The 10041-nt window shown below is 68.1% G+C and carries 6 protein-coding genes and 1 tRNA gene; 5 read left to right on the top strand and 2 right to left on the bottom strand.

Annotated elements, in window-relative coordinates; translation table 11 throughout:
* Nucleotides 1-408 precede the first annotated feature (408 nt).
* Nucleotides 409-1344: a sulfotransferase domain-containing protein gene (locus EIP85_RS16985; protein ID WP_164871770.1), complete on the bottom strand. Its 936-nt coding sequence runs from the start codon at nt 1342-1344 to the stop codon at nt 409-411.
* Nucleotides 1345-1577: 233 nt separating this feature from the next.
* Complete coding sequence (locus EIP85_RS16980; RefSeq protein ID WP_127903411.1) at nt 1578-3983, bottom strand: ATP-dependent helicase; 2406 nt, start codon at nt 3981-3983, stop codon at nt 1578-1580.
* 195 nt (nt 3984-4178) lie between these two features.
* Here EIP85_RS16980 and EIP85_RS16975 point away from each other — a divergent pair, with 195 nt between their 5' ends.
* The 5 genes from EIP85_RS16975 to EIP85_RS16955 all read left to right on the top strand — a co-directional run bounded on the left by EIP85_RS16975 (nt 4179) and on the right by EIP85_RS16955 (nt 9918).
* Entirely contained in the window at nt 4179-4616 is a 438-nt protein-coding gene (locus EIP85_RS16975; protein ID WP_127903410.1) for a CHRD domain-containing protein, read from the top strand.
* 357 nt (nt 4617-4973) lie between these two features.
* Nucleotides 4974-8417: a pyruvate carboxylase gene (locus EIP85_RS16970; RefSeq protein ID WP_127903409.1), complete on the top strand. Its 3444-nt coding sequence runs from the start codon at nt 4974-4976 to the stop codon at nt 8415-8417.
* An 87-nt stretch (nt 8418-8504) separates the two neighbouring features.
* On the top strand, nt 8505-8870 hold the full coding sequence (locus EIP85_RS16965) for a hypothetical protein (protein ID WP_127903408.1): 366 nt from the start codon (nt 8505-8507) through the stop codon (nt 8868-8870).
* Between the two features lie 204 nt (nt 8871-9074).
* Complete coding sequence (locus EIP85_RS16960; protein ID WP_127903407.1) at nt 9075-9788, top strand: TerC family protein; 714 nt, start codon at nt 9075-9077, stop codon at nt 9786-9788.
* Nucleotides 9789-9843: 55 nt separating this feature from the next.
* Nucleotides 9844-9918 (top strand) — tRNA-Gly (locus tag EIP85_RS16955).
* Nucleotides 9919-10041 lie beyond the last annotated feature (123 nt).

Here is a 10041-nt window from a genome sequence, read left to right as displayed (position 1 = left end):
GGGCCAAGCGTAAACTGCGGCGGCGCCCCTCCTCCTCCCTGGGTGCCGCCGCACCCTCATTCGGGGCGAAAGCCCCACCGGAACGTGCGGCCCTCTCCTCCTCCCTGGGCCAAGCGTAAACTGCGGCGGCGCCCCTCCTCCTCCCTGGGCGCCGCCGTTTTCCTTTTCAGAGCAATGAAATCACCGGACCGCGCGCCGAGAGGCCCGGCACCAGGCGCCCCATGCCGAAGAGGGCCAGCGCCCGTCCGCGGGTGGGCGCTCGCGATGGCTGAGGTCTGTCCGTTCATGGCGTAAAGAACCCCTTCGGCCTGCCGGGGCGCGGCGTCATCAAAAGCGCCCATCCGTCCGGGCGGACGGGCGCTGGCCCGGCGGGCTATGCCTGCTGTCTCGGGCCGGGGCTACCGCCCCTCAGGGCAGGGCGCCGCCTGTGTAATACCAGTCCAGCGCTGCCCGGTCGGGAACCATCTGCTCGCCCACCCGGCGCAGATGGGCCGAGATCGCGTCGGTCATCCCGTCCGCCCGCGCCTCGCCCGCCGCGCCCTTGCGGATCATCGCGCCGTGATCGAGCACCGGCACGCTGCCGCCAAGCGTGCGCCCCTCGAACATCTCCTCGTTCCGCTTCATCCAGGGAAACGAGGTATATTCGAGGATCGCCGGCCAGGCCCCATCCCCCGGGTCGAGGCCGAGGAACTCCGCGATCGTCCGGATCGCCCGCTCATGGTCCCGCTTCATGTCGGAGAAATGCATGAACAGCACGTTCGGCTCGTTCCGGAGCGGCCACCAGGCGGCGAGGAAGCCGAAGAACATCCCCTGCATCCCGTGCCCGTCCACCACCTCGTCGTAGAAGCTGGCGAAATCCGGCCGGCACATCGCCCCCCGCGGCATCTGCCAGAGGTCGTACCAGGCGTCGGCGTGTTTCTCGAGGAACGGCCGGAACGAGACCAGCGCCTCCTCGGGATTGCGGAAGACCACGATATACTTGACCTTCCGGCTCGCCCCGTCGGCCATGAAGGGGATGCCGGGCGGGGCCGAATGGGTCTTGAACGCGCGCCGGCGGTCGGGCGGCATCGCCTCGACCCGCTCGACCACGGCGTCATGCGGCTGGCCGGGATAGGCGACGAACTCCAGCCAGGGCACCTCCTCGTAGATGTCCCGGAAATCCGTCCTGCCGCCGGTCAGCAGCTGGTGGACGATGTTCATCGTCCAGGTCGTCCCGCTCTTGGCCGGGACCGAGATCACGACGTCGCCGTCCCGCCAGGCGATCTTCTGCTGGATGGTCGGGTCGATCCAGGGCGGCCCCCGGCGGGTTTCCTCTTCCGGTGCCGTTCCGGTAGCGTGTTCCATGATGTTTCCCCCCTTGCGGACCGCCATCGCCGCTCCCGCGCGGCGCTGTCCCGGTCCGATGCCTAACCGAGCGATACGCGGGCAGCTCCTGCGCCCACCAGGGGGTCACGCGCGCTCACGAGGAAGTGTACGCCCGCCCCGCCCCGCCAACAAGCGCCACGGAAGCCCGGTGCGGCGCGCCCTCTCGCCCTGGTCCGCATATCAACGGGCCCGGCGCCGGGCGCGCGTGGATCTCAGAACGGGATGTCGTCCACTCTGTCGGCGGGAATGACGAATCGCGCCACGATCTTCTTCGCCCCGGCCTTGTCGAAGGCGACGTCGAGCTTGTCGCCCTCGATCCCCATGACCTCGCCATAGCCGAACTTCTGGTGGAACACCCGGTCGCCCTGGGAATAGGCCGAGACGGCATCGAGGTCGATCACCATGCCCGACCCCTCGCGCGGCTGGCTCATGGGCCGGCTTCCGCGCGCCTGCATCCGCTTCCAGCCGGGGGAGTTGTAGACATCGGCCCGCGCCGCGCGGTCCTCGATCCCCGACTGGCCCATGCCTCCACCGAGGCCGCCGCCCATCCCCGCCGCACCATAACCGCCGCCATAAAGGCCCGGCGGGGTCAGCACCTCGACATGCTCCTCCGGCAGTTCGTCGATGAACCGCGAGGGCAGCGCCGACTGCCACTGGCCATAGACCCGGCGGTTGGCCGCGAAGGAGATGGTGCAGATCCGCTCGGCCCGGGTGATGCCGACATAGGCGAGGCGGCGTTCTTCCTCCAACCCCTTCAGCCCGCTCTCGTCCATGCTGCGCTGGGACGGGAACAGCCCATCCTCCCAGCCCGGCAGGAAGACGGCGGGAAACTCCAGCCCCTTGGCCGCATGCAGCGTCATGATGGAGACCTTCGCCTCCCCCTCGCTGCTCTCGTTGTCCATGATCAGCGCGACATGCTCCAGGAACCCCTGCAGGTTGTCGAAGCTCTCCAGCGCCTTGATCAGTTCCTTGAGGTTGTCGAGCCGCCCCGGCGCCTCCGGCGTCTTGTCGGCCTGCCACATGGCGGTGTAGCCGCTCTCCTCAAGGATCTGCTCGGCCAGCTCGATATGGCTGGCCCCGGCGCGCAGCGTCACCGCATGCCAGCGCGCGATCCCCTCCAGAAGCCCGCGCAGCTGCCCCGCGCCCTTGCCCGAAAGCCCGCCCTCGGCCAGCAGGATCCGCGCGCCCTCGAACAGCGTCACCCCCTGCGCCCGCGCGGTGCGCTGGATCGTCTGCTGCGCCTTGTCGCCCAGCCCCCGCTTCGGCGTGTTCACGATCCGCTCGAAGGCGAGGTCGTCGTCCGGGCTGACGGCAAGGCGGAAATAGGCCATCGCGTCGCGGATCTCGAGTCGTTCGTAAAACCGCGGCCCGCCGATGACGCGATAGGGAAGCCCGATCGTCAGGAACCGGTCCTCGAAGGCCCGCATCTGGTGGCTGGCCCGCACGAGGATCGCCATCCCGTCAAGCGACAGGGGCTCCATGTCGCGCGCGCCAGAGGCGAGGCGTTCCACCTCCTCGCCGATCCAGCGCGCCTCCTCCTCGCCGTCCCAATGCCCGATGAGGCGCACCCGCTCACCCTCGTCGAGCTCGGTCCACAGTTCCTTGCCCAGCCGCCCGGCATTGCCCCGGATCACGCCCGAGGCGGCGGCGAGGATATGGGGGGTAGAGCGGTAGTTCTGTTCCAGCCGGATCACCTTCGCGCCGGGGAAATCCTTCTCGAACCGCAGGATGTTGCCCACCTCGGCCCCGCGCCAGCCGTAGATCGACTGGTCGTCATCGCCGACGCAGCAGATGTTGCGGTGCTTCTGCGCCAGAAGGCGGAGCCAGAGGTACTGGGCGGTGTTGGTGTCCTGATACTCGTCGACCAGGATGTAGCGCAGCCAGCGCTGGTACTGCTCCAGCACATCCGGGTGCTTCTGGAAGATCGTGACCATATGCAGCAGAAGGTCGCCGAAATCGACGGCGTTCAGCGTCTTCAGGCGGTCCTGGTAGGCGGCATAAAGCTCGGTGCCCCGGTGGTTGAAGGCCGAAGCCTCCGCCGCAGGCACCTTCTCGGGCACCCAGGCGCGGTTCTTCCAGCCGTCGATCAGCCCGGCGAGCATCCGCGCCGGCCAGCGCTTCTCGTCGATGTTCTCGGCCAGGATAAGTTGCTTCATCAGCCGGATCTGGTCGTCGGTGTCGAGGATGGTGAAGGTCGATTTCAGGCCTACCAGCTCGGCATGCCGCCTGAGCATCCGGACACAGATCGCGTGGAATGTGCCCATCCAGGGCATCCCTTCCACCGCCTCGCCCAGCAGACGGCTGACGCGGTCCTTCATCTCCCGCGCGGCCTTGTTGGTGAAGGTCACGGCCAGGATCTCGTTCGGCCGCGCCGTGCCGGTCGACAGCAGATGCGCGATCCGCGCCGTCAGCGCCTTGGTCTTGCCGGTGCCGGCGCCGGCCAGCATCAGGACCGGGCCCTCCAGCGCCTCCACCGCCTCGCGCTGCGCCGGGTTCAGTTCGTCAAGGTAGGGGGCCGGCCTTGCCGCCAGCGCACGCTGCGAAAGCGGCAGCCGGGCCGCGGCAGAGGAAGCGTCGGGCACGCCCGGCGTGCCCTCGGGATCGGAGGGGTAGCTCATGGCCGCAGTCTAGCCTGCTTCGCTGGCGAGCGAAAGAATTGTTCGCAGATTGTTCGCGCTCTCTTCACATTCCCGAGAGCGGAGTCCCGCCCCTGCCGATCCCGCTGCCGCCCGCACCGCAGGGATGGTAGATTTGCCTCAGCCGGCCCCCAGGGGCCGGTTTTGGATTCCCATACTCATGAGGAGCAAAGGGACATGCTGAAGACATTTGCGCTTGCCGCCGCCGTCGCGGCCATGATGAGCGCCCCGGCCACGGCCAAGATCCTGAAATGGTCCGCCACGCTCGACCAGGCACAGGAAACGGCCGCCAAGGTGAAGGCGCCCGGCGCCACCGGCACGGCGAGCGGCACGCTCGACACCGTGAAGCACGTCCTGACCTGGCACGTGCGCTGGAGCCACCTTTCGGGCCATGCCACGGGCGTGCACTTCCACGGCCCGGCCAAGCGCGGCCAGAACGCGGGCGTCCTCGTCAACATCGGCAAGGATTCGGGGCTGAAGACCCCGACGAGCGGCCATGTCCGGCTGAAGGCCAAGGCGGTGAAGGAGATCGAGGAAGGTCTCTGGTACGTCAACGTCCACACCAAGAAGAATCCCGGCGGCGAAATCCGCGGCCAGGTCGAAGTGGTGAAGTGATCGCCCGGCGGCGGCGCCCTCCCGGCGCCGCCGCTACCCTCTGCTTCTTCCTGGCCCGAATACGCCTCTTCCGGCCCGAAACAGCGGGCGCAGCCCGCCGGGCCAGCGCCCAGCCGCGGACGTGCCCTGTCCCTCTTCACTGCCGTCGCCCGCCGTAGGGTGCGCATTCATTGCGCACCACCACCCGCGCACCCCTCCGCAAAGATCGAACCCAAACCCCCAACCCCGGCATGCTTTTCGGCAAGCCGCCCCCCGCCCCAGCGTCGCATTTCTTTCACATCCCACCGCCTGCGCACTTGCGCTGCACTGCAGCATAGCTAAAGTGCCGCCAGTTCGACGCCAGCCCGGGGGGAGCCGATGGCCGATTTCCGCAAGATCCTCGTCGCCAACCGGGGCGAGATCGCGATCCGCGTCATGCGCGCCGCCAACGAACTCGGCAAGAAGACGGTCGCCGTCTACGCCGAGGAGGACAAGCTGAACCTCCATCGCTTCAAGGCGGACGAGGCCTACCGCATCGGCGAGGGCCTCGGCCCCGTCGCGGCCTATCTCTCCATCCCCGAGATCATCCGCGTCGCCAAGATGTCCGGCGCCGACGCGATCCACCCGGGTTACGGGCTGCTGTCCGAGAACCCGGAATTCGTCGACGCGGTGAACAACGCCGGCCTCACCTTCATCGGCCCGACCGCCGACACCATGCGCGCGCTCGGCGACAAGGCCTCCGCCCGGCAGGTGGCGATAAAGGCCGGCGTGCCGGTGATCCCGGCAACCGAGGTCCTCGGCGACGACATGGACAGGATCCGCGCCCAGGCGGACGAGATCGGCTACCCGCTGATGCTCAAGGCCTCCTGGGGCGGCGGCGGCCGCGGCATGCGCCCGATCCTCGGGCCCAAGGAACTGGCCGACAAGGTCCGCGAGGGCCGGCGCGAGGCCGAGGCCGCCTTCGGCAACGGCGAGGGCTATCTCGAGAAGATGATCGAGCGCGCCCGCCACGTCGAGGTCCAGCTTCTCGGCGACGCGCATGGCAACCTCTACCACCTCTTCGAGCGCGACTGCACCGTCCAGCGCCGCAACCAGAAGGTCGTCGAACGCGCCCCCGCCCCCTACCTGACGGAAGAACAGCGCGCCGAGATCTGCGAGCTTGGCCTCAAGATCGGCCGCGCCGTCGGCTACCAGAACGCCGGCACGGTCGAGTTCCTGATGGACATGGACTCCGGCAATTTCTACTTCATCGAGGTCAACCCCCGCGTCCAGGTCGAACATACCGTGACCGAGGAGGTGACGGGCATCGACATCGTCCAGGCCCAGATCCGCATCGCCGAGGGCAAGACCGTGGCCGAGGCCACCGGCGCGCCCTCTCAGGCCGATGTGCGCCTGACCGGCCACGCGCTGCAGTGCCGGGTGACGACCGAGGATCCGCAGAACAACTTCATCCCGGATTACGGCCGCATCACCGCCTACCGCTCCGCCACCGGCGCGGGCATCCGGCTCGACGGCGGCACCGCCTATTCCGGCTCCGTCATCACCCGCTACTACGACTCGCTTCTGGTGAAGGTCACCGCACGTGCCAAGACGCCCGAGCAGGCCATCGCCCGGATGGACCGCGCGCTGCGCGAGTTTCGGGTGCGCGGCGTCTCGACGAACATCGATTTCGTCATCAACCTGCTGAAGCACCCGACCTTCCTCGACAACACCTACACGACGAAATTCATCGACACGACGCCCGCGCTCTTCGCCTTCCGCAAGCGCCGCGACCGGGCGACGAAGATCCTTACCTATATCGCCGACATCACCGTGAACGGGCATCCGGAGACCGCCGGCCGCCCCCGCCCATCGGCCGAGGCGCGGCTGCCGAAACCGCCGGAGCCGCTGACCGACACGCCGCCGATGGGCACGCGGAACCTTCTCGAACAGAAGGGCCCGCAGGCCGTCGCCGACTGGATGAAGGCGCAGACCAAGCTTCTGCTGACCGACACGACCATGCGCGACGGCCACCAGTCGCTGCTGGCCACCCGCATGCGCTCGATCGACATGGTCAACGCCACGCCCGCCTATGCGGCGAACCTGCCCGGCCTCTTCTCGGTCGAATGCTGGGGCGGCGCCACCTTCGATGTCGCATATCGCTTCCTGCAGGAATGCCCCTGGCAGCGCCTGCGCGACATCCGCGAGCGCCTGCCCAACGTGATGACGCAGATGCTGCTGCGCGCCTCCAACGGCGTCGGCTACACCAACTACCCCGACAACGTTGTGCAAAGCTTCGTCGCCCAGGCCGCGAAGACGGGGATCGACGTCTTCCGCGTCTTCGACAGCCTGAACTGGGTCGAGAACATGCGCGTCGCCATGGACGCGGTGATCGCCTCGGGCAAGCTCTGCGAAGGCACGATCTGCTACACCGGCGACCTGCTCGACCCGGACCGCGCGAAATACGACCTGAAGTATTACGTCGGCATGGGCCGCGCACTGCGCGAGGCCGGCGCCCATGTTCTGGGCCTGAAGGACATGGCGGGGCTCCTGAAGCCCGCTGCCGCCAGCCGCCTCGTCAAGGCCCTGAAGGAGGAGGTGGGCCTGCCGATCCACTTCCACACCCATGACACTTCCGGCATCGCCGCCGCCACCATCCTCGCCGCGGCAGAGGCCGGCGTGGACGCCGTGGACGCCGCCATGGACGCCTTCTCCGGCGGCACCTCGCAGCCCTGCCTCGGCTCCATCGTCGAGGCGCTCCGCCATACGCCGCGCGACACCGGGCTCGACATCACCGCGATCCGCCGGCTCTCGAACTACTGGGAACTGGTGCGCGGCCAGTACACCGCTTTTGAGTCCGGCCTGCCCGCCCCGGCGTCCGAGGTCTACCTGCACGAGATGCCGGGTGGCCAGTTCACCAACCTGAAGGCCCAGGCCCGCTCTCTGGGGCTGGAGGAGCGCTGGCACGAGGTCGCCCAGACCTATGCCGACGTGAACCGCATGTTCGGCGACATCGTGAAGGTCACGCCCTCGTCCAAGGTCGTGGGCGACATGGCGCTGATGATGGTGGCGCAGGGCCTGACCCGCGCGCAGGTCGAGGATCCGGCGGTGGAGGTCTCCTTCCCCGACTCGGTCGTCGACATGCTGAAGGGCAACCTCGGCCAGCCCCCGGGCGGCTTCCCCGCGGCGCTTGTGAAGAAGGTGCTGAAGGGCGAGAAGCCGAACACCGAACGCCCCGGCAAGCACCTGAAGCCCGTGGACCTCGAAGCCACCCGCGCCGAGGTCTCGAAAGAGCTGATGGGCTTCAAGGTCGATGACGAGGATCTCAACGGATACCTGATGTATCCCAAGGTCTTCCTCGACTACATGGGCCGCCACCGCGCCTATGGCCCGGTCCGCACCCTGCCGACGCGCACCTTCTTCTACGGCATGGAACCCAGCGAGGAGATCTCGGTCGAGATCGACCCCGGCAAGACGCTGGAGATCCGGCTTCAAGCGGTGGGCGAGACGCATGAGGACGGCGACGTCCGCGTCTTCTTCGAGCTGAACGGCCAGCCGCGCGTGATCCGGGTGCCGAACCGGGTGATCAAGTCGCAGACCGCAGCGAAGCCGAAGGCGCAGGAGGGCAACCCCAAGCAGGTCGGCGCGCCGATGCCGGGGGTGATCGCCTCCGTCGGCGTCGCGGCGGGCCAGAAGGTGGCCGCCGGGGATCTTCTGCTGACCATCGAGGCGATGAAGATGGAGACCGGCATCCACGCCGATCGCGCCGCCACCGTGGCCGCCGTCCATGTCACCCCCGGCGCGCAGGTCGACGCCAAGGATCTTCTGATCGAATTCGAGTGACCCGTTAGCCTTCCCTTAGCCTCGCCCGCCTATCCTTTCCCTGCCCCTCCCGGCGCGCCTCCCTGCGCCCGGTCCGGGTGCCGGGGGATGTCGATGCCGGCGGGCCGGCAGACGCTCGAAGCCTTCCTGCTGGAGCATGTGGTACTGCAGCTCGGCACGCTGCACACGGCGCTTGGCGCATCGGTGAAGTTCTGGCCCGCAACCGCCCGTCCCGACAACCGCGAGGTCACGCTGATGCTAAGCCGCCTCTCGAGGCTGGAGGATCAGGCCATGGCGCTCTGCACCGCCCGCCCTCCGCTGCTTCTCCTTGGCCCAAAGACTCACCGCGACGGCCCCAGAGGCGATCCCCCAGGCAAGATTCGCAACGCCCCCACCACTCCCGGCCCGAAACGGCGGTGCGCAGCACCGCCGGGCCAGCGCCCGTCCGCCCCCAAGGGCGGGCGCTATTGGTGAGGTTCCGCCCCGGCAAACCGAAGAGGCTGATGAAACCATAAACGGACAGACCCCGGCCGCCGCCAGCGCCCACCCGCGGACGGTCCCTGCCCCTCCTCGCCACGCAAACCCTTCCCCCCAAATCCCGGCCAATTCGTCCCACCCCCTTGCCCCGCCCGCCCCGACTGAGCACATCTTGACCTCCCGGCCCCGAGGAGACCGCCCATGCTCGACCTGCTCGCCGACCCCTCGGTCTGGCTCTCCTTCCTCACGCTGACCGTGCTCGAGGTCGTCCTCGGCATCGACAACGTGATCTTCATCTCCATCGCCGCGTCCAAGCTGCCCGCCGACCGCCGCGCCCGCGCGCGCTTCCTCGGCCTGGTCGGCGCGCTGATCCTGCGCGTGGCGCTGCTGTTCTCGATCACCTGGATCATGACGCTCACCCGCCCCCTGGTGACGGTGGCGCATTTCGACCTCACCTGGCGCGACCTTATCCTCGTCGCCGGCGGCCTCTTCCTGATCTGGAAGGCCTCGACCGAGATCTTCGCCGAGGTGGAGGGCACCGCCCCCGAACCCCATGCGAAGGCCGGCGCCGGCTTCTGGGGCACGATCCTTCAGATCATGGTGCTCGACCTGATCTTCTCGCTCGACAGCGTGATCACCGCCGTCGGCATCGCCGATCACCTGGAGGTGATGGTGGCCGCGGTCACCGTCGCCATCGTCCTGATGATGCTCGCCTCCGAACCGATCGCCGATTTCATCGAGGCCCATCCGTCGACGAAAATGCTCGCACTGGCCTTCCTCGTCATGGTCGGCATGGCGCTTGCCGCGGACGGGCTGCACTATCATATCGACCGCGGTTTCATCTACGCGGCGATGATTTTCGCCGGCGGCGTGGAGGCTTTGAACCTGATCCGGCAGAAGCGCAAAAAAGGCTGATTTTTGCTCTTGCAGCCTCCGAGCAGAGCCGATAAATCACCGCTCACCGAAGGACGCGGGCGTAGCTCAGGGGTAGAGCATAACCTTGCCAAGGTTAGGGTCGTGAGTTCGAATCTCATCGCCCGCTCCAATAATCGGTCACGAAAAGGCCCGCACCTCGGTGCGGGCCTCGTCGTATCCGGGACGCCAGTTCCCGGGGGCATTCCGCTCCGGAAGAACACCTCCGCGCAGGGCCCGCGCCGCAGGGGCCGCC

The organism is Solirhodobacter olei (assembly GCF_004010155.1).
Lineage (GTDB): Bacteria > Pseudomonadota > Alphaproteobacteria > Rhodobacterales > Rhodobacteraceae > Solirhodobacter > Solirhodobacter olei.
The sequence above is the reverse complement of the archived record's forward strand: the minus strand, read 5'-3'. Positions and strand labels throughout refer to the sequence as shown.

Bases quoted from the DNA above. Each gene is read 5' to 3' on its own strand.
- EIP85_RS16985 (WP_164871770.1), bottom strand. From the start codon at position 1,344: ATGGAACACGCTACCGGAACGGCACCGGAAGAGGAAACCCGCCGGGGG.
- EIP85_RS16960 (WP_127903407.1), top strand. From the start codon at position 9,075: ATGCTCGACCTGCTCGCCGACCCCTCGGTCTGGCTCTCCTTCCTCACG.
- EIP85_RS16975 (WP_127903410.1), top strand. From the start codon at position 4,179: ATGCTGAAGACATTTGCGCTTGCCGCCGCCGTCGCGGCCATGATGAGC.
- EIP85_RS16970 (WP_127903409.1), top strand. From the start codon at position 4,974: ATGGCCGATTTCCGCAAGATCCTCGTCGCCAACCGGGGCGAGATCGCG.
- EIP85_RS16980 (WP_127903411.1), bottom strand. From the start codon at position 3,983: ATGAGCTACCCCTCCGATCCCGAGGGCACGCCGGGCGTGCCCGACGCT.
- EIP85_RS16965 (WP_127903408.1), top strand. From the start codon at position 8,505: ATGTCGATGCCGGCGGGCCGGCAGACGCTCGAAGCCTTCCTGCTGGAG.